At 56.8% G+C, this 22781-nt stretch carries 15 protein-coding genes, 1 tRNA gene and 1 pseudogene; 5 read left to right on the plus strand and 12 right to left on the minus strand.

Annotated features, from left to right (window positions below):
- Positions 1-19: 19 nt before the first annotated feature.
- Positions 20-2737, minus strand: a complete 2718-nt coding sequence (polA, locus tag ERD84_RS13090; protein ID WP_130040119.1) for a DNA polymerase I — start codon at positions 2735-2737, stop codon at positions 20-22.
- Here polA and ERD84_RS13095 point away from each other — a divergent pair.
- Both ERD84_RS13095 and ERD84_RS13100 read left to right on the plus strand, forming a co-directional pair.
- Positions 2736-3416, plus strand: coding sequence for an LOG family protein (locus ERD84_RS13095; RefSeq protein WP_130040120.1), 681 nt, complete (start codon positions 2736-2738; stop codon positions 3414-3416). The genes polA and ERD84_RS13095 overlap by 2 nt on opposite strands.
- A 71-nt stretch (positions 3417-3487) precedes the next feature.
- Positions 3488-4969 carry an NAD-dependent succinate-semialdehyde dehydrogenase gene (locus ERD84_RS13100; RefSeq protein WP_130040121.1) on the plus strand — a complete coding sequence of 494 codons (1482 nt, stop codon included), beginning with the start codon at positions 3488-3490 and terminating at the stop codon, positions 4967-4969.
- A gap of 88 nt (positions 4970-5057) precedes the next feature.
- Here ERD84_RS13100 and ggt read toward each other — a convergent pair whose 3' ends face one another.
- The gene (gene ggt / locus ERD84_RS13105) at positions 5058-6689 is read right to left on the minus strand and encodes a gamma-glutamyltransferase (protein WP_130040122.1); all 1632 of its coding nucleotides are present in this window, start codon (positions 6687-6689) and stop codon (positions 5058-5060) included.
- A 19-nt stretch (positions 6690-6708) separates the two neighbouring features.
- The gene (locus ERD84_RS13110) at positions 6709-7665 is read right to left on the minus strand and encodes a Bug family tripartite tricarboxylate transporter substrate binding protein (protein ID WP_130040432.1); all 957 of its coding nucleotides are present in this window, start codon (positions 7663-7665) and stop codon (positions 6709-6711) included.
- 164 nt (positions 7666-7829) lie between these two features.
- Between ERD84_RS13110 and ERD84_RS13115 the strand changes: the two genes are divergently transcribed.
- Entirely contained in the window at positions 7830-8792 is a 963-nt protein-coding gene (locus ERD84_RS13115) for a LysR family transcriptional regulator (RefSeq protein WP_130040123.1), read from the plus strand.
- 8 nt (positions 8793-8800) lie between these two features.
- Here ERD84_RS13115 and typA read toward each other — a convergent pair whose 3' ends face one another.
- From typA to scpB, 8 genes and pseudogenes are all read right to left on the minus strand, one after another.
- Positions 8801-10621, minus strand: a complete 1821-nt coding sequence (gene typA, locus ERD84_RS13120) for a translational GTPase TypA (RefSeq protein WP_130040124.1) — start codon at positions 10619-10621, stop codon at positions 8801-8803.
- Entirely contained in the window at positions 10618-11373 is a 756-nt protein-coding gene (gene truB / locus ERD84_RS13125; protein ID WP_130040125.1) for a tRNA pseudouridine(55) synthase TruB, read from the minus strand. The genes typA and truB overlap by 4 nt, the downstream gene beginning before the upstream one ends.
- A gap of 31 nt (positions 11374-11404) precedes the next feature.
- Entirely contained in the window at positions 11405-11815 is a 411-nt protein-coding gene (gene rbfA, locus ERD84_RS13130; RefSeq protein WP_130040126.1) for a 30S ribosome-binding factor RbfA, read from the minus strand.
- Positions 11816-11820: 5 nt separating this feature from the next.
- Positions 11821-14808: a translation initiation factor IF-2 gene (gene infB / locus ERD84_RS13135; RefSeq protein WP_130040127.1), complete on the minus strand. Its 2988-nt coding sequence runs from the start codon at positions 14806-14808 to the stop codon at positions 11821-11823.
- A 65-nt stretch (positions 14809-14873) separates the two neighbouring features.
- Complete coding sequence (gene nusA / locus ERD84_RS13140; protein ID WP_130040128.1) at positions 14874-16358, minus strand: transcription termination factor NusA; 1485 nt, start codon at positions 16356-16358, stop codon at positions 14874-14876.
- Positions 16355-16849 carry a ribosome maturation factor RimP gene (gene rimP, locus ERD84_RS13145; protein WP_130040129.1) on the minus strand — a complete coding sequence of 165 codons (495 nt, stop codon included), beginning with the start codon at positions 16847-16849 and terminating at the stop codon, positions 16355-16357. The genes nusA and rimP overlap by 4 nt, the downstream gene beginning before the upstream one ends.
- A 381-nt stretch (positions 16850-17230) precedes the next feature.
- Positions 17231-19039, minus strand: coding sequence for a pseudouridine synthase (locus ERD84_RS13150; RefSeq protein ID WP_130040130.1), 1809 nt, complete (start codon positions 19037-19039; stop codon positions 17231-17233).
- A 34-nt stretch (positions 19040-19073) separates the two neighbouring features.
- Positions 19074-19796, minus strand: a pseudogene (scpB, locus tag ERD84_RS13155) (SMC-Scp complex subunit ScpB); the annotation flags it as partial.
- A 67-nt stretch (positions 19797-19863) separates the two neighbouring features.
- On the opposite strand from scpB, the gene ERD84_RS13160 reads away from it, so the two are divergent.
- Positions 19864-19940, plus strand: a tRNA-Met gene (locus tag ERD84_RS13160).
- Positions 19941-20502: 562 nt separating this feature from the next.
- Here ERD84_RS13160 and ERD84_RS13165 read toward each other — a convergent pair.
- Positions 20503-21615, minus strand: a complete 1113-nt coding sequence (locus ERD84_RS13165; protein ID WP_130040132.1) for a CobW family GTP-binding protein — start codon at positions 21613-21615, stop codon at positions 20503-20505.
- Positions 21616-21651: 36 nt separating this feature from the next.
- On the opposite strand from ERD84_RS13165, the gene ERD84_RS13170 reads away from it, so the two are divergent.
- Entirely contained in the window at positions 21652-22776 is a 1125-nt protein-coding gene (locus tag ERD84_RS13170; protein ID WP_371743181.1) for a GNAT family N-acetyltransferase, read from the plus strand.
- Positions 22777-22781: the final 5 nt, after the last annotated feature.

The following is a 22781-nucleotide window of genomic DNA, read 5'->3' on the forward strand; positions in this document are numbered from 1 at the left end:
TCCTTTAATGCTCCAGGCCTTAATGGGCCTGCTCCCAATTTGGTCCCACGCCTACTTCGGCCACCAGTGGAACGCTTAGTTTGGCCACATTGCACATCAAACCAGGCAAATTCTGTTTGATGAGATCAACTTCGCTGGCTGGCACATCGAACACCAGCTCATCGTGCACCTGCATCACCATCAGGGTTTTCAAACCCTCGGCCTCGATCCAGTCTTGTACCGCAACCATGGCCATTTTGATCAGATCGGCTGCAGTGCCTTGCATGGGAGCATTGATGGCGGCACGTTCGGCGGCGGCACGACGCGGACCCTTGGCACCACGCAAGTCCGGCAGCCACAAACGCCGGCCAAACACCGTTTCCACATAGCCCAGCTCATTGGCCATGCGCTTGGTTTGTTCCATATAAGCAGCCACGCCAGGGTAGCGCGCAAAATAACGATCGATATACGCCCTGGCCGCATCACGCGTAATGCCCAGGTTGGATGCCAGACCGAACTCTCCCATGCCGTAAATCAAACCAAAGTTGATGGCCTTGGCCGCGCGGCGCTGCTCGGCCGAGACCTCGGCCTGCGTAACGCCGAATACCTCGGCGGCTGTGGCCCGGTGGATGTCGTCGCCCTGCTCAAAAGCTTGCTTGAGGTTTTCATCGTCTGACACATGTGCCATGACACGCAGTTCAATTTGAGAGTAATCGGCGGACACGATTTGACCGCCGCTGGCCACAAATGCTGCCCTGACCCTGCGCCCTTCAGCCGTACGCACAGGAATGTTTTGCAGGTTGGGATCGGACGAGGCCAAGCGGCCGGTAATGACTGCCGCTTGCGCATAACGGGTATGGACACGCCCGGTATTCGGGTCGATCATTTTCGGTAGTTTGTCGGTGTATGTGGACTTGAGCTTGGCCAGGCCGCGATACTCGAGCAACAAGGCCGGCAAGGGATAGTCTTGTGCAAGCTTCGTCAGCACATCTTCATCGGTAGACGGCGCGCCACTGGGCGTCTTTCGTACAATCGGCAACTGCATGCGCTGGAACAGGATCTCACCCAGTTGCTTGGGCGAGTTCAAATTGAACGGCTGCCCCGCCAGCTCGTAAGCCTGGGCCTCGAACGCCAAAAGCTTCTGCCCCAGCTCATGGCTTTGCGCAGCCAGCAGCTTGCCGTCGATGGCAACCCCATTGCGCTCGATAATGGCCAAAGTTGCCGAGGCCCGGACCTCGAGCTGATAAATATGTTCAAGGCCTGGATCGGCCTTCACCTGCGGGCGCAATACCTGATGCAATTGCAGGGTGAAATCAGCATCTTCGCTGGCATAATGCGAAGCCTGATCGACATCGATCTCGTCAAAACCTATCTGTTTGGCGCCCTTGCCGCACAAATCCTCATAAGTGGTACCGACCCGCCCCAACCAGCGTTCAGCCAACTCCTGCATATTCACGCGCTTGTGCGACTCCAGCACATAAGCCTGCAACATGGTGTCTTCGGTGACTCCCGCCAGCGTAACGCCTTCATTCATGAGCACATGCGTATCGTACTTGGCATTGTGCAAGAGCTTGTGTGCTTTGGGATTCTCGAGCCACGGGCGCAAGCGCTCAAGGACTTCCTGCTTGGGCAGCTGCGGCGTGTGATCAGGACCACGATGAGCTACCGGTATATAACAGGCAATCCCCGCCTGCACCGACATGGACAAGCCAACCAGCCGAGCCTGCATGGGATCAAGCGAGGTGGTTTCAGTATCGAATGCCACCAGCTCGGCGGATTCTATCGCTTTCAACCAACGATCAAAATCGGCCCAGTTATTGACGGTTTGATAATCGAGTTGCTCGGGTGCCTGAGGTGTTTCCTGCGGCTGGCGGCTATCTTGCTCGGGTACCAGGTCGGCATCGCCTGTAAGCTCGCGCAGCCAGCTGCGGAAGCCGTACTCGTTGTACAGGCTGATCAGGGTGTCGCGATCGAGTGGCGTGGGGGCCAAGGCCGACAAGCCCGAGGCCAGCTCCGGAATATCGCAATCGGTTTTGATGGTCACCAACTGGCGCGTCATGGCGAAATTGGGGATGGCAGCCCGCAAATTATTACCGGCTACGCCCTTCACGCTCTCCGCGTTTTCGACCAGGGCGTCCAGAGACTTGTATTGCGCCAGCCATTTGGCAGCGGTTTTGGGACCTACCTTTTCGACACCCGGGATATTATCTGCGGTGTCGCCAGTGAGCATCAAAAAGTCTACAATCTGGTCTGGTGTCACGCCAAATTTTTTGATGACGCCATCAATATCCTGACGCTCACCGCTCATGGTGTTGACCAACTCCACATGCTCATTTACCAGCTGAGCCATGTCTTTATCGCCGGTCGACACCACGGTGTGCACGCCCTCTTGTGCTGCGCGAAGCGCCAAAGTACCAATGATGTCATCGGCCTCTACTCCCGGCACTGCCAGCACCGGCCAGCCCAGGGCGACTACCGCCCTGTGTATGGGCTCGATCTGAGTCGCCAGCTCTTCGGGCATGGATGGCCGGTTCCCCTTGTACAAGGGGTAAATGTCATCGCGAAAAGTTTTACCGCGCGCATCAAAAACACAGGCGGCGTAATCTGCCTTGTAATCCTGTACCAGTCTCCTTAACATGGAGATGACGCCATAAAGAGCGCCTGTAGGCTCTCCTTTGGCGTTTCGCAGGTCGGGCATGGCGTGATACGCGCGATACAAATAGCTGGACCCATCAACAAGCAACAAGGTTTTTTTCATGTCAAACAATAAGATAGTTCGTACGCCTGCGGCGCATCAGATTCCTGGAATTATGGCAGAGTTGCAGGCTGCCGCCGAGACACTAAAAGAAATTGACTGGGGCGTCAGTGTATTCGGAAGCGCACGCATCCAGCCAGACTCACCCTATTATGCCTTGGCCGAAGCACTGGGCTCACGCCTGGCCAAAGCCGGCCTTACCGTCATTGCTGGTGGAGGCCCCGGCATTATGGAGGCCGCGAACAAAGGCGCCTTCGAGGCTGGCGGCAACAGCATAGGTCTTAATATCAAGCTGCCGCACGAAGCCAAGAACAACCGCTATCAAACGCACAGCCTGACTTTCGATTACTTTTATTCACGCAAAGCTACTTTTTTCATGCATAGCGCGGCCTATATCGCCTTACCTGGTGGCTATGGCACCCTGGATGAGCTCTTCGAGGTCATGACGCTGGTGCAAACTCGTAAAGTTCCGCCCGCGCCTATTATTCTGATCGGCACCGAGTTCTGGACGGGCCTGATCGACTGGGTAAAAAAAGGCCCCCTCGCCAATCATCTTATCGCTCCGCAAGATATCAACTTGCTGACCCTGACCGACGACCTGGACCTGGTGATGAAGAATATCGAAACCTTCTGCGCCGAATTCATCGACGAACGCCAGGCAGCGCCCGCCTTGCCTGAATAGCGGCGAGCAACGACGCGGCAACAGGCATACAATGGTCTTTTCGTCCAACCAATTTTCATAGCACCCAGAACATGACACTCCAGCAACTACCCATACAGCTAGACGATCCCTCTTTGTTCAAAACCGATTCTTATATAGACGGTAAATGGGTCCAAGCCACCGACAAAAGCACATTCCCGGTCGACAACCCGGCCAACGGCCAGACCATTGCCCAAGTATCCAACCTGGACGCCGATCAGGCCCAGGCAGCCATCAAGGCAGCTGACAAGGCTTTCAAAAGCTGGCGCACACTCACTGGCAAAGAACGCGCCGGCATTCTGCGCAAATGGTTCGACCTGATCATCGCCAACACCGAAGACCTGGCCAAACTCATGACGCTCGAGCAAGGCAAGCCACTTGCCGAGGCCCGTGGTGAGATCGGCTACGGCGGCTCATTCGTCGAGTGGTTTGCAGAACAGGCCAAGCGGGTGAGCGGCGACATCATGGCATCGCCCAACAAGGCCAACCGCATGCTGGTCATGCGCGAGCCTATTGGTGTATGCGCTGCCATCACGCCCTGGAACTTCCCTAACGCCATGATCACCCGCAAAGTGGCACCAGCCCTGGCTGCCGGTTGTACAGTGGTGCTCAAGCCCGCCGAACAAACTCCTTTGTCAGCCCTGGCGTTGGCCGAGCTGGCCGAACGCGCCGGCATTCCGGCCGGCGTACTCAATATCATCGCCGCCGACAGCGACCGCTCCATTGCGATTGGCAAAGTCCTGTGCGACAGCCCTGTAGTCAAAAAAGTCACGTTTACCGGCTCTACCGCCGTCGGACGCATCCTCATGCAACAGAGCGCGCCAACCATCAAGAAAATGTCTCTTGAGCTAGGGGGTCACGCACCTTTCATTGTCTTTGACGACGCCGACCTCGACGCCGCTGTCGAAGGCGCTATGGTGGCCAAGTACCGTAACGCAGGCCAGACTTGCGTATGCACCAACCGTATTTATGTACATGAAGCCATCTACGATGCCTTTATCGAAAAGTTTTCTGCCAAGGTCAACAGCCTGCAAATCGGCGATGGCTTCACTGACAAGGTCACACAGGGCCCTCTTATTGACGACGCTGCCATCCAAAAAGTACGCGAGCACGTCGAAGACGCCCTGGGCAAGGGTGCAAAGGTCAATGCAGGTGGTCAGGCCCATCAGTTGGGTGGACGCTTCTTCCAGCCTACGGTTATCTCCAACATCAGCGAAGACATGCTTTGCATGCGTGAAGAAACCTTTGGCCCGCTGGCTCCCGTCGTCAAGTTCAGCAACGAAGACCACGTCATTGAGCTCGCCAACAACACCGAGTACGGCTTGGCCGCCTATTTCTACAGCCGCGATGTTGCACGCATTTTTCGCGTGGCCGAGGCCTTGGAGTACGGTATGGTCGGCGTCAATACAGGGTTGATATCCAACGAGGTCGCGCCCTTCGGTGGAGTCAAGCAGTCAGGCCTGGGCCGGGAAGGCTCGGTCTACGGTATGGACGATTTCATGGAAATGAAATATGTCTGCCTGGGCGGCATGTAAGCCCTATATTGAGCATCCCCCACGACAAGGGGGCTTGACCCGTTAAAACAAAATGGGCTCTCAATCGAGAGCCCATTTTGTTTGCATTTCAGCAAGATTCTGGCGCGACCAGTCTGTAAGCCACACCATCACGACCTGGATCTGCACCACCATGCAGGCCGTCAGACTGCACCTGTATGCCATGCACCCAGGCGATGGTGTAGTTATAGGGATTACGACCAATGACATAACCCTGCTCTTCCAACGCACGAGTGGTGTAGCGCGGGATGCGGTTGCACACATCAATAGTGTTGCTGGTCGACGAGAACCGTGGTGCTGAAACAGCAGCCTGCATTTCCATCTGATGATCGATCACGTTTAGCAGCACATGCAATACCCCCATGACGATCTGAGTCCCCCCTGGAGCACCCAACACCACATCGAGCTGGCCATCCTTGAACGTCATCGTAGGGCAAGAAGCGGTAAAGCGGCTTTTTCCTGGTTTGATGCTACCGGCACGCCCCGGGCGCGGGTCAAACACCCCCATGCAGCCGTTGTACTGAAAGCCCATGCCTGGCGTGATAATGCCCGATGGCATGGCTAGCGAGTGCGTCATCGATACTGCATTACCTTCGGCATCAACCACGCTCAGGTGCGTGGTGTCGCGCGGTACTGGAGCTCCGGGGTTCACCCGCTCTACCCCAAAACGCTCGCCGGTGCGAATCCTGTCGGCGATGTCACGCGCTACGTCCTTGGAGAGGAGTTTCTCTAAAGGAACATCAAAGAACTTGGGATCGCCAATATAGCAATCCTTGTCGGCAGTGGCTTTCTTCATCACCTCGCACACTAGCTGGACGTACTCAGGGCTGTTGTGCTCCATATCGCGCAGGTCGAAGTTCTCCAAAATATTGAGCATCTCTAGCAACATAGCGCCGCCGCCCGGAGGCTGATTGGTAGTGATGCTGCGGTCCCGGTAGCTGCCCACCAGCGGCTTGTTGCGAGTGACCTGATACTGCGCCAAATCCTCGAGCGTAATCAATGCGCCGATAGACTGCAGGTGATTCACCATCTTATGCGCCAGGTCTCCGTAATAGAACGGATCCGCGCCTTCCTCGGCCACTTGTCCGAGTACTGTAGCCATGCCCTCGTTACGCAGTGGTGTACCAATCGCTTTGGGACGGCCATCCGGACGGCAATACAAGTGGCGGCTTTCTTCGCAGTACTGCAAGCGCTCGAGGTTGCCCGCGCGGCCCATGGCAGGCTCATCTATCCAGAAGGCATGCATGCCCGGGCGCACAAAAAAACCGTCATCAGCCCAGGCTATCGCCGGTGCCACCACCTCTTTCCACGGCAAGCGGCCATACGCCTTGTGCATGGCTTCCAGGCCTTTAAGCGTGGCGGGAGTACCGATGGACTGCGGGCCGATGTCATTGACTCTGCCGGTCAGGATGAAGCCAAAGCCGTCTTTGGTTTCGCCTTCAAGCAAATGCTCCCACATGTCTTCGCGGGCAGCCAGTGGCGCAGGTGAATGAAAATCGAAATACTCATGCACGCCTTGGTGGGGCAGATAGACTGCGCCTGTGCCAAAGCCAGCAATGCCGCACATGATTGGGTCGACCACGGTTTGTGCCAATGCGGTGGCCACTGCCGCATCAACTGCATTACCTCCGGCGCGCAGGATCTCGATGCCGGATTCAGCAGCCTCGGGCTGCGGACACACGACCATTGCTTGCTTTTTCATATTTGTCACGCCCTACACATCACTTGACACTGAGGTTGAGCTTCTTAAGCATTGGCCCCCAGGCCTCGGCATCGCGTACGGTGGTTTCCATAACCAGGGAGGCTGGCCCTGCGACCGGGATCACACCGAATGCGGCAAGCTTGGCCAGCACATCCGGGTTTTCGTGAAAGGCTTCGGTAGCCTTGTTGAGCTTCTCTACGATCTCGGGCGGCGTGCCTGCACGAGCCACCACTGCGCTCCAGCCCATAGTGTCGAACCCCTTGACCCCAAGCTCGCTGAGCGTAGGGACATCGGGCAGTTCGGGCATGCGACGAGGCGAAAGTACCGCCAGAGCATTGAGCCTCTTGGCCTTGATGTGTGGTAGTGCGGTGCCGTACACGGGAGCCATCACCTCAGTCTGACCACTCACGGTGGCAATAACACCATCGGCCTCGCCTCTATAGGGAATGTGCATCATACTAATGCCCAATGCATCGGCTACCAGTTCAACGGCAAGATGTGTCGAATTGCCCAGACCGGCAGAAGCAAAATTCAGCTTACCTGGCGCAGCCTTGGCCTTGTCGGTCAACTGCTTGAGCGTCTCAATGCCGGTAGCCGGGTTGGTCACCAAAGCAAACGAATTGGTGCTGAGCATGGCCACCCCGGTAAAGTCCTTTTCTGGATCATAGGGCAAGGGCTTGTAGGTGAACTGGTTGAGCACCATCAGTGAGACGCTCCCATACAACAACGTATAGCCATCAGCAGGCGCATTGATTACGCTCCGTGCAGCAATAATACCGCCGCCACCTGGTTTGTTCTCTACAACTATAGTGGTGCCCAAGGCTTTGCCTGCATGCTCGGCCCACAGTCGTGCAATGGTATCAGAGCTACCGCCCGGCGCCTGCGAGACCACCAGCTTGATTGGCCGGCTAGGATAGACGCCTTGGGCCTGGGCAGTAGAGAAAGCGACAGTGGCTGCAGTCATAACGACGGTCATGGCGGCAGTTGCGAACCCGCCAACGAATTTGGATGGAGATAGTAAAAACTGGGACACGGACGGACTCCTCGAAGACAGTGGCTTTTTGTAATGTCAGACCATTGTCATGAGGATGTCTGCATGTGTCTAGTGAAAATGTACAATGGACACATGAAGGATTTCTCATGATTCAACACCTAGGCGGTTTCACCTGGGCGCGGCGCCTGAAGGTGCGGCACCTCGAATCCTTTCTCGTACTTGAAGAAGCCGGCACCCTCACTCGAGCAGCCGAGCAGCTGCATATGACGCAATCGGCCATGTCGCATTGGCTGGCGGAGCTGGAGAACATAGCAGGCACCACCCTAGTGATACGCGGTCGACGCCTGCAACTGACGCCGGCTGGGCAACTGCTAAAACACCTGGCACTTGGCGTTCTGGGTGATATCGCTCGCGCAGGCCACGAAATGCACGCAGTGGCTGCAGGCCGTGTACCACGGCTCAATGTGGGCAGTGTCTGGGCCGGCATAGCCGGTGGTCTGCCCGAGGCGGTCAGCTTGTTCCAGCAGCAGTATCCTGATGTGGCCGTTGCCATCCATGACGGACCGTTCGATAACCTGCTCAAAGGCCTGGAAACCCGGGCCATGGATGCCGTAGTGGGTGTGCTTGACGCCCGTGCACATCGCCCGGGACTGGCGCACCGCGTACTGTTCGAAGACCGCGTAGCAATCGTTATGGGACAAGGCAGCAAGTACTGGCAGCACTCCAGCACTCCATCCTTTGGCAATTTGCTGCATGAGCAATGGATCATGCCGCCCAGCGGCACACTAACCCGTATCCAAATGGATGCCTTCCTGATCGAACAAGGCGCCTCCTGGCTACGCCCCCGCGTCGAAACCGCCTCGCTGGCTATGATGCAGACTTTGCTGCAAAAGGGGGACTATGTAGGCGTATGCTCAGATTCGATGGCCGCCTACATGGCCTCACTGGGCCTGTTCCGCAAGATCAGCAGTGACTCAAACATCCGTTTTGGTCCAATCACTGTGATGTGGAACGACGAGCACGCCACACCCACATTGATGGATTTTGTGGGCTGTCTTGAGCATGGCGCGTCCACTTTACATCTTAGCGTTCCAGGCCAGGAGATATAAGCAGTCTCTTAGCTGGTTTCGCGCGACGCACGGCGGCGTTCGTGCTCCTGCAGATAGCGCTTACGCAAACGTATCGACTTTGGCGTGACTTCCACCAGCTCGTCATCGCTGATGAACTCGACAGCATATTCAAGCGTCAACTGTACCGGAGGCACCAGATCAATATGCTCATCCTTGCCTGACGAGCGCACGTTGGTCAGCTTCTTCTCTTTAATGGGGTTGACCACCAGATCGTTATCACGACTATGTATGCCAATAATCATACCTTCGTAAAGTGGATCCTGGGGCGACACAAACATGCGGCCACGATCCTGCAGCTTCCATAAGGCGTAGGCAACGGCGCCACCCTCGTCCTGACTGATCAGGACACCATTGCGGCGCTCGCCCACGCCACCTTCGCGCATGGGCGCATAGTCATCGAAAATATGGCTCATCAGGCCCGTGCCGCGAGTCAGCGTCATGAATTCGCTCTGGAATCCGATCAGACCACGTGCGGGAATACGGTACTCAAGGCGAGTACGGCCGCGACCATCGGCCTGCATATCCTGCAAGTCACCCTTGCGTCGGCCCAGTTCTTCCATGACGCCGCCCTGATGGCCGTCTTCGACGTCCACTGTCAGCAGCTCATAAGGCTCCAGCTTGACGCCGTTCTCTTCCTTGAACATGACGCGCGGACGAGAGACCGCCAACTCGTAGCCTTCACGACGCATGTTTTCCAGCAAAATAGTCAGATGCAGCTCACCACGGCCGCAAACCTCGAAAACCGTATCATCGTCGGTATCGTTCACACGCAAGGCCACATTGGACTTCAGCTCGCGATCCAGGCGGTCACGCAGTTGGCGGCTGGTCACAAACTTACCTTCACGACCTGCCAACGGCGAAGTATTGACCATAAAGTTCATGGTCAGGGTGGGCTCGTCGATGCGCAGCATGGGCAAGGCTTCGGGCGTGGCCGGATCCATAATGGTGCAGCCTATGCCTATCTCTTCAATCCCGTTGATCAGCACAATATCGCCAGCCTGGGCTTCTTCAACTTGCTCGCGCTCCAGACCCTTGAATTTCAGCACCTGATTGACACGGCCCTTGATGGGCTGGCCTTCGGGACCGAACTTGACCACGACATCTTGCGCTGCGCGCAAGCGTCCGCGGTTGATACGGCCTACGCCGATCTTGCCGACATAAGTGCTGTAGTCCAGCGAAATGACCTGCATCTGCAGAGGCGCATCGGGATCGTCTTCGCGCTGAGGCACATACTTGAGTATGGCATCGAACAGCGGACGCATATCACCTTCGCGTACCTCTTCAGTCAGACCCGCGTATCCGGACAGGCCGGAAGCGTAGATAATGGGAAAGTCCAGCTGCTCTTCAGTGGCGCCCAGCTTGTCGAACAAATCAAAAGTGGCATTGATGACAAAATCAGGGCGTGCACCCGGACGGTCGATCTTGTTCACCACAACAATGGGCTTCAGGCCCAGGGCCAACGCCTTGCGTGTGACGAAACGGGTTTGCGGCATTGGGCCTTCAACAGCGTCAACCAACAACACCACGCCGTCCACCATGGACAGCACGCGCTCCACCTCGCCGCCAAAGTCAGCGTGTCCCGGAGTGTCGATAATATTGATGTGCGTACCTTCGTACTGAACGGCACAGTTCTTGGCCAGGATAGTGATGCCGCGCTCTTTCTCGATATCACCGGAATCCATGACACGTTCGGAAACCTGCTGGTTATCGCGAAATGTGCCGGATTGGCGCAGCAATTGATCGACGAGCGTCGTTTTGCCGTGGTCCACGTGGGCAATAATAGCCACATTGCGCAGTGCGCGATTCATAGTTCGTCCTTTTGTAAGGTGCTTGATGGCGACAGGCCGGCAGGCAAGGCATCGAGAGCAATTAAAGTAGTTTGAGGCGCCGCCATGGATTGCAGCGCTTCGAGCCCAACGGCATCGTCAAGCTTGAAAGGGCCTACACGGATGCGCCGCAAGGCCTTCAGGTGTCCACCGCAACCCAGCTGTCGGCCAATGTCCTGGGCCAGAGTGCGTATATAAGTACCCTTGCTGCACTCAACCAGGATCTCGGCTTCGAGACCGTTGAACTGCAGAAGTTCCAGCGCATGGATGGTTACCTTGCGCGCCGGGCGCTCAAGCTCAATACCCTGACGCGCATACTCGTACAAGGGCTTGCCGTCGCGCTTCAGCGCCGAGTACATGGGCGGGATCTGTTCTATTTCACCACGAAATTGTGGCAAGACTTTTTCAAACTCCGACTGCGTCACGCCTTTGAATTCGGATGGCGCTTGCGCCACGATATTACCTGTCAGGTCACCCGAGTCGGTTTCCTCGCCCAGGCGCAAGGTAGCTACATAGCCCTTGTCGGCCTCCAGCATTTTCCCCGAAATCTTGGTGGCACGGCCCAGACAGCAAACCAGCAGGCCGGTAGCAAAAGGATCCAGTGTGCCTGTGTGCCCGGCCTTGCGGGCATCCAGGGCTCTTTTGGCGCGTTGCAAGGCGTGATTACTCGACAAACCTTCCGGTTTGTCCAGCAACAGGACACCATCGAGCATCTGCCCGCGTCGGGAAGCCATCGTTTATAAATCCATGAAAAAACGACAGCCTCTAGGGCTGTTCGTCGGGGTCCTCGGGTTCCGAGGGTTTGAAAGGTTCAACCTGCGGGCGGTTCGCCCGGTCAATCAGTTGTGATAGCTCGATACCGCGCGCCAATTGATCGTCGTGAATAAAACGCAAAGTGGGTACGGTATGAATATGCAAAAGCTTGAACAGCAGCGAATGCAGCCAGCCGGCTTTCTCGGCCAGGGCGGCGCTGGCCGCCTCAGGCTCGGCGCCCATGACGGTGAAATACACCTTGGCATGCGCGTAGTCAGCCGACAGCTCGACTGACGTCAGGGTGATTAGTCCGGCGCGCGATACATCGAGCTCGCGCTGAATCAAGCCGGCCAGATCCTTTTGGATCTGGTCGGCAAGCCGGGTATTACGCCCCGGATTAGGTTTGGACTTGTGTCGACCCATGGTGATTAGAGCGTCCGGGCAATTTCTTTGATTTCGAAGATTTCAAGCTGGTCGCCGACTTCGATATCGTTATTGCCTTTGAGGGTAATACCGCAATCGAAGCCGGACTTGACTTCCTTGACGTCATCCTTGAAGCGACGCAGGGAGTCGATCCAGCCGGCCCAGTGCACCACATGATTGCGCAGCAAGCGTACTTGGGAATCTCGGCGTACAACACCGTCGGTGACCATACAACCTGCAATATTGCCAATGCGAGAAACGTTGTAGACCTCGCGGATCTCGACCATGCCTATGATCTCTTCCCGTTTCTCGGGGGCCAGCATGCCCGACAAGGCGTTACGTACATCGTCGACGGCGTCGTAGATGATGTTGTAGTAGCGCAAATCGATATCATTGTGCTCGGCCAGTTTCTTGGCACTTTGCTCGGCCCGGACGTTAAATCCGATGACTACTGCGTGCGAAGCAATGGCCAGGTTGACGTCGCTTTCAGAGATACCGCCTACAGCCGCATGCACAACCTGTACCCGGACTTCGTCGGTCGACAGCTTGACCAGAGACTGCACCAAGGCTTCTTGCGAACCTTGCACATCGGTCTTGATGATCAGCGCAAGCGTCTGAACGCCTTCGCCGATGTTGTCGAACATGGACTCGAGCTTGGCAGCCTGTTGGCGCGCCAGCTTGACGTCGCGGAACTTGCCCTGGCGGAACAAGGCGATTTCGCGTGCCTTGCGCTCGTCGGCCATCGCGATGACTTCGTCGCCGGCGGCCGGAACCTCGGTAAGGCCCTGAATTTCAACCGGCATGGAAGGACCGGCACTGGTCACAGGCTTGCCATTTTCGTTCAGCATGGCCCGTACACGGCCAAAGCTCGCACCGGCCAATACCGCGTCGCCGCGATTCAGCGTACCGCTTTGCACCAGTATGGTTGCGACCGGACCACGACCCTTGTCGAGGCGCGCTTCGACCACAATACCCTTGGCCGGAGCCTCGACAGCGGCTGTCAGCTCAAGGATTTCGGCCTGAAGCAATACGTTTTCAAGCAGGGAGTCAATGCCCTCGCCTGTTTTTGCCGACACGCCCACAAAGGGAACGTCGCCACCGTATTCTTCCGGCACCACTTCTTCGGCGACCAATTCCTGCTTGACCCGCTCAGGATTGCCGTCGGGTTTGTCTATTTTGGTTATGGCTACCACCAGGGGCACACCAGCCGCCTTGGCATGGTGAATGGCTTCTTTGGTTTGCGGCATTACGCCGTCGTCGGAAGCCACCACGAGAATGACGATGTCGGTGGCCTGAGCGCCTCGTGCACGCATGGCGGTAAACGCCTCGTGTCCGGGCGTGTCAAGGAAGGTAACCATGCCACGTTCGGTTTTGACGTTGTAGGCCCCAATGTGCTGCGTGATGCCACCGGCTTCGCCTGATGCCACTTTGCTGCGACGGATATAGTCGAGCAACGAGGTTTTGCCGTGGTCGACGTGACCCATGACGGTCACGACCGGGGCGCGAGGCATTTGTTCAGCCTCAACGCCCTCAGCCAGCTCGAGGAAGGCCTCGGGGTCGTCAAGCTTGGCAGCTATGGCGGTATGGCCGAGCTCTTCGACCACAATCATGGCCGTTTCCTGATCAAGCACCTGGTTGATGGTGACCATTTGGCCAAGCTTCATCAGGTGCTTGATGACTTCAGCGGCCTTGATCGACATCTTGTGGGCCAGATCGGCCACCGAAATGGTTTCAGGCACATGGACTTCACGGGCGATGAATTCGACCGGCTGTATTTCTTTGCGTTCTGGTTGCGCATTACGGCCACGGCCACGGGCATTACCCTTGCCGCCCTTGCCTGCCTTGCCACCAGCGCGCCAACCGTCACGGCTGGGACTGGCGGGAGGTGCATCGGCCTTGGCTGCAGGTTTTTTGCGCCCACTGTCGTCGGCCCAGGATGAAGAGACCTCGGCAGTCTTGATGACCTTCTTGACGTCGCCTGCCTTGCCATCTTTCTTGGCGCCTTTGGTACCTGCAGGCTTATGCAAAGTACCGGACAAGTTGCCGGCATCGGGCTCGGGCGCTTTAAGTACTTTGCGTGGACGACTGAGCATTTCACGCAAGGCGGCGGCTTCTGCTTCGGCCGCACGGCGGGCGCGCTCGCGATCTTCGTCGACCACGGGTTGAGCTGCAGGGGCACGGCGGGCGGCGGTTTTACCAGGACGAGTCGCCGACTTGGCGGCTGCCTTGGGCTGACTTTCAGCTTCCGGAGTCTTGGCTTTTGGCTTGTCGCCGGCATCTTGTTCCGCAGCAAGCTCGGCTTGTGCCGGAGCTTCTTCTTTAGCGGGCTCTTGAACCACAGGCTCTTGCACCTTGGGCTCTTCTGCCTCCGCTGCGGGCTCTGCAGCCTGAGCCGGCTCTTGGGCGGGCTCGGCTACGGGTTGCCCGGCATTGGATTTTGGCGTTTCGGCTGGAGCGTCTTCGGCAGGAGCCACAGCACTTGGCTCCGGCTCGACCGGTGCCGGCACGGGCTCGGCTTCTTCAGCTACGACAGCCTCGGGCTCGGTGACGGGTGTTTGCGGCTCGACAACGGATGCTGGCTGAGCAGCTGGCTCGATGACTGGTGTTGTCTCGGGCGCATCAGTGGCCACTGCTTGCTCGGCAGCCTCGGCCACTTCCAGCGCTTCGGCTTGCGCGGCCTCATTGATGAGCTCGGCGGGATCACGCTTGACGAACACGCGCTTCTTTCTCACCTCTACTTGAATTGTGCGCGAGCGTCCGGAGCCGTCGGCCTGCCGTATTTCGGAGGTTTGGCGACGAGTCAGGGTAATTTTCTTGCCCTCGTTCCCACCATGGGCACGACGCAACGACTCAAGGAGCTTCGCCTTATCCGCGTCGGTGACGGCATCGTCAACCGACTTGAGTTCAACGCCAGCGGAACGCAACTGCTCCAGCAGTACGTTCGCAGGCATTTTCAGTTCAACAGCGAACTGGGCGACGGTGTTACTCGGCATTCGACTCTCTCTTGCTTGCTACTACTATTTTTCAATAAACATACTCAGCGGATCCGGCATGTTTGTCATGACTCTTCATCGAACCAATGAGCCCGGGCACGCATGATCATTTGGCTGGCTTCGTCTTCGGACAGGCCGGAAATTTCCGCCAGTTCGTCAGTGGCCAGCTCGGCCAGATCATCAAGGGTAAGCACCTCATTCTCGGCCAGTTTGGCCACCAACTCGGAATTCATGCCTTCAATCTCGAGCAAATCCTGCGCAACGGTTTGAACCCGTTCTTCCTGGGCTATGGCTTCAGTCAGCAAGGCATTACGTGCCCGTGTGCGCAACTCGTTGATCGTGTCTTCGTCGAAGGCTTCGATTTCCAGCAGTTCCTGCAACGGAACGTAAGCGATTTCCTCGAGGCCTGTAAAGCCCTCGTCGATAAGGATATCGGCGACTTCCTCATCAACGTCGAGCTTGGTGATGAAGGCCTGGCGCAGCTCGGTGCGCTCTTCTTCCTGACGGTTCTGACTTTCTTCGGGTGTCATGATGTTGATCTGCCAACCGGTGAGTTCAGACGCCAGGCGAACGTTCTGGCCACGCGCGCCAATCGCCTTGGGCAAGTTCTCGGCATCGACCACGACATCCATGGCGTGCTTGTCTTCGTCGACCACGATGGATTCGACATGAGCAGGCGCCAAAGCACCAATGACGAATTCAGCAGGATCTTCGGCCCACAGAACGATATCGACCTGCTCGCCGCCCAGTTCGTTGCGGACTGCCGTCACGCGTGATCCACGCATACCTACGCATGTTCCGATGGGATCAATGCGTTTATCGTAGGCAATGACAGCAATTTTGGCCCGTACGCCGGGGTCGCGGGCAGCCGCCTTGATTTCGAGCAGGCCTTGCTCGATTTCAGGGACTTCGTTTTCAAACAGTTGACGAATGAAATCGGGGGCTGTGCGCGACAGAATGACTTGCTGTCCTCGTGCCGTATGGTCAACCTTGAGCACCCAGGCGCGTATGCGATCGCCTACCCGGATATTCTCTTTGGGGATGGTTTCAGAACGCGGCAGACGCGCTTCGATCTTGCCGGTTTCGATGATGGCATCGCCCTTATCCATGCGCTTGACCGTGCCGGATATGATGTTTTCGCCGCGCTCCAGGAAGTCATTGAGCACCTGCTCACGCTCGGCGTCGCGAATTTTTTGCAATATGGCCTGCTTGGCCGCCTGAGCACCGATACGGCCAAACTCTTCTGGCTCGAGTTGCTCTTCGATGTATTCGCCCACCTCAATGCCGGGTACGATTTCCTGCGCATCGGAAAACAGCTCTTGCTGATCGGGCTCTTGCAGGCCTGCATCGTCGGGCACCACCAGCCAGCGACGATAACCCTCGTGCTCGCCAGACAAACGGTCGATGGTCACACGGATATCGGCGTCTTCCTTGAAACGTTTTTTCATGGCGGATGCCAGAGCGTTTTCAAGCGCACCGAAAACGACCTCGCGGCCAACGTTTTTTTCACGCGCTAAGGCGTCAACCAATAAAAGAATTTCGCGACTCATCGCTTTTTACCCTTGAAATCGAGAATGGGATCCAGTTTTGCACGATCAACGTCGTCGAAAGCAAACTCAAGCACCTGCGCCGACTCTTTACGCGAAGCAGGCTCGAGCTCAAGGCCAAACACAGGATTCGCGGACGGATCGGAAGCTACATTTTCGGACACGCGCAGTATGCCTGCATAAACCTTGCGGTTATCAATGGCCTCGCGCAACTTGATTTCGATCCGCTCGTTAGCAAATCGAATGAAGTCGGCAACCCGCTTCAAAGGACGATCGATGCCTGGCGAACCTACTTCAAGACGCTGATAGTCGATATTCTCGACTTCGAATACGCGGGACAAATGCTTTGAAACCTGTTCGCAGTCCTCGATCTGCACTCCGTCGGGGCGATCGATGGTGACGCGCAGAAGCCCAAGCGGCGCACGCTCAACGTCGACAAGCTCAATACCCATGCCTGCAACAGCTTCTTGTGTCAATGCGAATATATCTGCCATAAAATCCAAAAAAAATGGGCTGTAACCAGCCCACTGCAATCACACCTGCGGCAAGCAACCGTGCAGGCCACTACGCACGCCATGTGGAATTTGCCACACCTGCCAACCCAAGGCGCATTCGAAAATGTGCCGCTACTATTGTTAACCTGAACACAACCACAAACTGGTTGTGCCTTATTGCTGCCCATCGGCAACACGGGCCAGAACATAAAAGAACCGGCGGCCAGCTGCCAACACACAAAAAATATCGGCCTGCGTAGCAAAAACAATATAGCTGTAAAGCCCTACATTCTAACAGAAAATCAGAAAAATTCCTGTGATGTCTAGGCCTTACACAAAAAAAGCAACACCCGAGGCCATTCTGCGTCAGGCCCAGCTCATTTAATGACCGCGGCGGCCACCCAACTTGCCTAAATGGGACTCATGGGCCGAGGCGCTACGAGGCTGCCAATCGTCGCCATGGGTTGCTGCGGATCGGGCCCGGGATCCTGCTGACTTTGCCTTGTTTTCGCCACGCGATGCACGGGCGGCGGGCTTGGCGCCCGCTGCCTTGGCAGGCCGCGGGCCGGCTCCCCGACGCCGGGCATCGCCAGCGGGCCCCGCCGTCCTGGCTTCGCCCTCGCCCCTTGCTTGCCCAGTGGGCTTCTGGTTGCGTCCACCTGCTTTACCGCGTCCACCCGCCTTGTTTCCGTTCGTCTTGCTTCCACTCGCCTTACCGGCACCAGGCCGGCCGCGACCCGCCGTCGGATGACCGTTGGGCAGGCCACCGCTGAACATAAGCCCAGTACCGTAAGGGTCAGAAGGATAGGCCTCTGTTGTAGCCGCGCGCTGCGGACGTCCGCCCGACAACTTGCCACGCCGACTGACTTTGGCGCCATTCATACCGTTGCGCTCCATCGTACCGAACCCAGGGGGCAAGGCGCTGTCGTGAGACGCGGGTTGACGTTCGCCTCGGCCGAAGCCTGCGCCACGCCCTTCGGCATCGTCCTCGCGCAACAAGCCCAGCTGCAGCATCAGCGCAGTCACCAGCGAACCGTCGAGCTCTTCCCAGCGCCCCCGGCGCAGATTGCGTGGCAACACGACTTCACCAAACCGCGTCCGGATCAGCCGGCTGACCGTGACGCCGGCCGCCTCAAACATGCGACGCACTTCTCGGTTTCGGCCTTCTTTCAATGTCACGCGATACCAGCGGTTGCTACCTTCGCCACCAAGATATTCCAAAGAGCCAAACTGTGCCAGGCCGTCTTCCAGCTGAACGCCCTTAAGCAGCGCGTCCTGCTGCGCTTCGCCCAGCTCACCCAGCACCCTGACCGCATATTCGCGCTCGGCGCCATAGCGCGGATGCATCAGTCGATTAGCCAGGTCACCGGAGGTGGTCAGGATAAGCAAACCTTCGGTATTAAGGTCCAGTCGCCCAACCGACAGCCATTTCCCCACACGGATTTTGGGCAAACGCGCAAACACCGTTGCGCGGCCTTCCGGGTCATCGTGGCTGACGATTTCGCCTGCCGGCTTGTGGTACAGAATAATACGCGGCGGCTTTTTGGCATTTGGGCGAACGATAGGACGCCCGTTCACGCGCACCTGATCATTGGCGCCAACACGCTGCCCTATGTGAGCCGGCTCTCCATTGACCGAAACACGACCGGCAACGATCAGCTCTTCCATTTCACGGCGAGAACCCACCCCAGCATCAGCCAAAACCTTGTGCAGCTTGGGTGTCAGGGCATCACTATTCAGGTATTTGTCCAGACGCTGCGAGATCTTCGCCGCGCTGTCCAGATAGGCCAGCGCCTGCTCTGCCTCTTTCTCGGCTTCGGGGCTTTCCGTACGGCGGGCGCTGCGTGTGTGTGAACGGCCCGCTTCTTGCTGACCAGCATCAGGCGTGTCAGCCGTCGGCGCAGCGGCGGCTGATGTCTTGCGGCGGCGCGGACTACGCGCCGGCTTTGGCGCATCACCCGGCACAGCCGCCTGCCCCTGCATTACCGGCCCAGCCTGCCCTTCAGACTGAACGGCATCAGACGGCGCATCGGCTTGCGCATCCCCGCGACGCCGCCGGAATGGTGTGCGCAATTTGCGGCCGCGACCACGCGGCGCGGTCGCTTTCCCCTCGCCATGGGTCTGCTCAGTGCCGGCACCAGCCTCGGCATCGCTCACATTCGAGCCTGTATCTTTATTTATTTCAGTCATTTTCTTTCAGGTACTCCGTTTCAATCTTTTCTATTTCCAACGGCTCAGGCACATCGATGTCATCCTGGACGGGCTCAGACTCGCTGTCTTCCCGTCCGGTATCTTGCAGCCCAAGCCGTTCTGCGTCAGTTAATGGCAACTCGGTTAATTCATGTGCTGCATGCTCAGGCGGCGCATCGGCCGCCCCGGACTCATCAGCGGGAATCTCTTCGAACTCAAGTCCGGCCAAAGCCACTACGGCCTCTTGCGACTCAAGCTCGGGTAATTCATCCAGGGCCTTCAGTCCCAGGTCGTCCAGGAACTGGCGCGTCGTACCCAGCAAGGCCGGCCTGCCCGGCGCATCGCGATAGCCCAGGACTTCTATCCAGCCACGATCCTCGAGCGTACGTATGATTTGTGAAGACACCGTCACGCCACGTATGTCCTCGATATCGCCCCGGGTGACCGGCTGCCTCCAGGCGATGATAGCCAGGGTTTCAAGCACCGCTCTTGAGTATTTTGGCGGCCGTTCGGGATTCAGCCTGGCGAGATAACGCTGCATTTCAGGGCGGCTCTGAAACCTCCAGCCGCTGGCCAAAGCAAGCAACTCAAGACCTCTGTCGTGCCACTGCTGCTGCAGCAACTCAAGGTGCCGGCGTAAATCGTCCAATGAAAGCTCATCTACTACAAAGAGCTTACGCAGCTCGCCCAATGGCATGGGCTGGTCGGCGCACAATAGTGCGGTTTCCAGCACTCGGATGATCTCGGCTTCAGTCATCAGTGTCGTGTACTTGTCTTAAAATTTGCATAAAACATATATGTGGGTTACTATCATTTTCTTCAGACGCGGGGTGGAGCAGTCTGGCAGCTCGTCGGGCTCATAACCCGAAGGTCACAGGTTCAAATCCTGTCCCCGCAACCAGATTTACAAATGGGTCAATTGCTACAGGCAATTGACCCATTTTTGTTTGGTTCACTACCTGTTCATTAGCATGCATGCGGATCAGTTTGCGCACGGCAGGCAAGCCTGTACCGCGCACAAGGCGCGCATTGCGACGCTGCGTCGAATATTGAGATACTTCGCGTGATTGGTCCATACAGGATGGATACAAGATATAAACCATTGTTCCTATTTCAGGAAACTGGCTGATGCCTACTATTGCAAAAAGACCCGAAGCCGGATCGTAAACATGCGGCAAACAGCAGTGAAATATATGATTCAAGCAGCTTCAGCTTGCCTAGCCGCCATTCGGAGAATGGCAACCTGGCATACGCAAAAGACGCTAGCCTAAAGATTATTCAATTTATAGTGCGGCGGCCGGAGAGAGCGGAATCATCGCGGGCCTGGCCGGCAGGCGATTTGGATACCTGATCTTGTTAAACAGATCTGGACATACAATGGGCATTGCAGTTGTCTATACTGCAAGCAGCCTAGCGGCGATAATGGTGCCATTACACCACCTGCAGGCAGGCAATGCAACAATTCACTGGATAAAGTTGCCTTCAGGCGACAATACCTGTTGCCCACCCGGAAATAATGCGTGCACCCGCCCAAGCAGGTGGGTCTCGTCCAGATTCCGATAGATGAATAGCAACACGGAAGCGCTACTGTCTATTTCCGGGTTCTCACTTCCCCGGACAGATCCAGCTTTGCTTGTACCTGCTTCAGGCACCTCTTGTTGGGATTCCACAATAGGCTCTATCGGATACAAATGCTGATGCACGGCATGCACTGCACTCGCATAAGCGTCGCCCTGAAAACGGATCCTGCCTTTCAGGCGCAACAGGCCTTCATCCATACAGGCAAGCAATTCAGGTAGAGCCCGCATGCTTTCGGAGCGTTTCCAGGGTTGATCCCATTTCATCATCAGCACACCCACTCCCGCATGCGCAGATGCCTGATTGACCATAGCCTGACCAGCCCACATTGAAGCCTTATCACGAGGCAAACTGTTCCTGCCCAGCTCAGCCACCTTGTTAAGCAACAATTTCAAGCCAGGCAGCTCCTGGGTCAACAACACAGGGGCCACCGGATTCAGCCGCTGCAATGCCTGCCGCAAACCCAGTATATGGTCAGACCCAACCCTGTCGGACTTGCTGATGGCGAGCAAATCAGCCAGGGCAACTTGCTGCACCGCCTCAGGATGCCTCTGTAACTGCTGCACACCATGCTCACCGTCGACCAGCGTCAGGCAGCCGGCGTATATATAGCGATCAGCCAGAAAGCGCTCATATTGCAGGGTATACATGACCGGTGCCGGATCGGCGATACCCGTGGTTTCTATGAGTACGGTTGAAAACAGGGGGATTTTCCGGTGCAAGGCATCCAGAAACAATTGACGCAACGCATTCACCAGGTTTCCGCGAACCCCACAGCAAATACAGCCGGACTCCAGCAACACGATATGGTCGTCAAGCGGCAAAAAACGATCATGATCCAGGCTGATCGCTCCCAGTTCATTGACCAGCACCACCGTGTGCCCATGAATGGATGCATCGCCGGCCTCCCGGGACTGGGCAAGCAAGTGATTCAGCAAGGTCGTTTTACCACTTCCCAGAAAACCGGACACAACCATTACGGGTATTTTCCCAGCCATGCACTACACTCCCCATGACATCAATCAATCCAGACCATAGCCTTGTCAGTTACCTTCAGCCTAGCCCAGCGCCTTGAGGATATTAACCCCGAACACTGGGACAGCCTCGCAGGCCCGCAGCCATTCGTGCAGCATGCTTTCCTGCGTGCTCTGGACCAGACCGGATGTGCGACACCTGCAACTGGCTGGGCTCCCCACTATTTGCTGATGCATCGTAACGATGTGCTGGCCGGTGCGCTACCGCTGTATCTGAAATCGCATTCGCGCGGCGAATATGTTTTTGATCACGCCTGGGCCCATGCTTATGAACAGCATGGCCTGGCCTATTATCCAAAACTGTTGGCAGCCATTCCATTTACGCCAGTATCCGGCCCTCGGCTGCTGGCGGCTACACATCACGATCGCATACTGCTGGCCAAAGAGGCCATCAGGCTCTGTAAACAAAACGGATTCTCGTCGCTACACGTGCTGTTCCCGACGGAAGTGGAGCAGGCCGCCCTGGCCGAGGCTGGCTTCCTGTTTCGATATAACGTCCAGTTTCACTGGAATAATCAGGGCTATGCTGACATGGACGCTTTCCTGCACAGCCTGAACCAGCAAAAAAGGAAAAAACTCAAGCAAGACCGAAAAAAATCGGCCGAGGCGGGAGTGCGCTTCAAATGGCTGCAAGGCAAGCAGATAGATGACGCCACGCTAGCCTTCTTCTACCAATGCTACAGCCAGACCTATCTGGAACACGGTAACGCCCCTTATCTGAACCTGAGCTTTTTTCAGACACTGCACGCCAGCATGGTCGATAGCATGGTGATCATCGTGGCTGAGCAGAACGGACAGGCCATCGCCGCCGCGCTAAACATCCGTGATGGAAAAACGCTCTATGGCCGCTACTGGGGCAGCTTGCGCTTTATTTCGGGTCTGCATTTCGAGACCTGTTATATGCAAGGCATAGCATTTTGCATCGCGCACGGCCTGTCGGTATTTGAAGGCGGAGCGCAAGGCGAACATAAACTCTCGCGCGGCCTGCTGCCGGTCAGGACCTGCTCGGCCCACTGGTTAGCGGATGAACGCTTTACGCAAGCCGTGGATAACTACCTGAGCCATGAAACCCCTGCAGTCGATTCCTATCTGGATGAACTGCAGGCGCATAGCCCCTACAAGTAAAGAAC

The organism is Pollutimonas harenae (genome assembly GCF_004153685.1).
Lineage (GTDB): Bacteria > Pseudomonadota > Gammaproteobacteria > Burkholderiales > Burkholderiaceae_B > Pusillimonas_C > Pusillimonas_C harenae.

Coding starts and splice junctions, on each gene's coding strand:
- ERD84_RS13095 (WP_130040120.1), top strand. CDS start 2,736: ATGTCAAACAATAAGATAGTTCGTACGCCTGCGGCGCATCAGATTCCT.
- polA (WP_130040119.1), bottom strand. CDS start 2,737: ATGAAAAAAACCTTGTTGCTTGTTGATGGGTCCAGCTATTTGTATCGC.
- ERD84_RS13100 (WP_130040121.1), top strand. CDS start 3,488: ATGACACTCCAGCAACTACCCATACAGCTAGACGATCCCTCTTTGTTC.
- ggt (WP_130040122.1), bottom strand. CDS start 6,689: ATGAAAAAGCAAGCAATGGTCGTGTGTCCGCAGCCCGAGGCTGCTGAA.
- ERD84_RS13110 (WP_130040432.1), bottom strand. CDS start 7,665: ATGACCGTCGTTATGACTGCAGCCACTGTCGCTTTCTCTACTGCCCAG.
- ERD84_RS13115 (WP_130040123.1), top strand. CDS start 7,830: ATGATTCAACACCTAGGCGGTTTCACCTGGGCGCGGCGCCTGAAGGTG.
- typA (WP_130040124.1), bottom strand. CDS start 10,621: ATGAATCGCGCACTGCGCAATGTGGCTATTATTGCCCACGTGGACCAC.
- truB (WP_130040125.1), bottom strand. CDS start 11,373: ATGGCTTCCCGACGCGGGCAGATGCTCGATGGTGTCCTGTTGCTGGAC.
- rbfA (WP_130040126.1), bottom strand. CDS start 11,815: ATGGGTCGACACAAGTCCAAACCTAATCCGGGGCGTAATACCCGGCTT.
- infB (WP_130040127.1), bottom strand. CDS start 14,808: ATGCCGAGTAACACCGTCGCCCAGTTCGCTGTTGAACTGAAAATGCCT.
- nusA (WP_130040128.1), bottom strand. CDS start 16,358: ATGAGTCGCGAAATTCTTTTATTGGTTGACGCCTTAGCGCGTGAAAAA.
- rimP (WP_130040129.1), bottom strand. CDS start 16,849: ATGGCAGATATATTCGCATTGACACAAGAAGCTGTTGCAGGCATGGGT.
- ERD84_RS13150 (WP_130040130.1), bottom strand. CDS start 19,039: ATGACTGAAATAAATAAAGATACAGGCTCGAATGTGAGCGATGCCGAG.
- ERD84_RS13165 (WP_130040132.1), bottom strand. CDS start 21,615: ATGGCTGGGAAAATACCCGTAATGGTTGTGTCCGGTTTTCTGGGAAGT.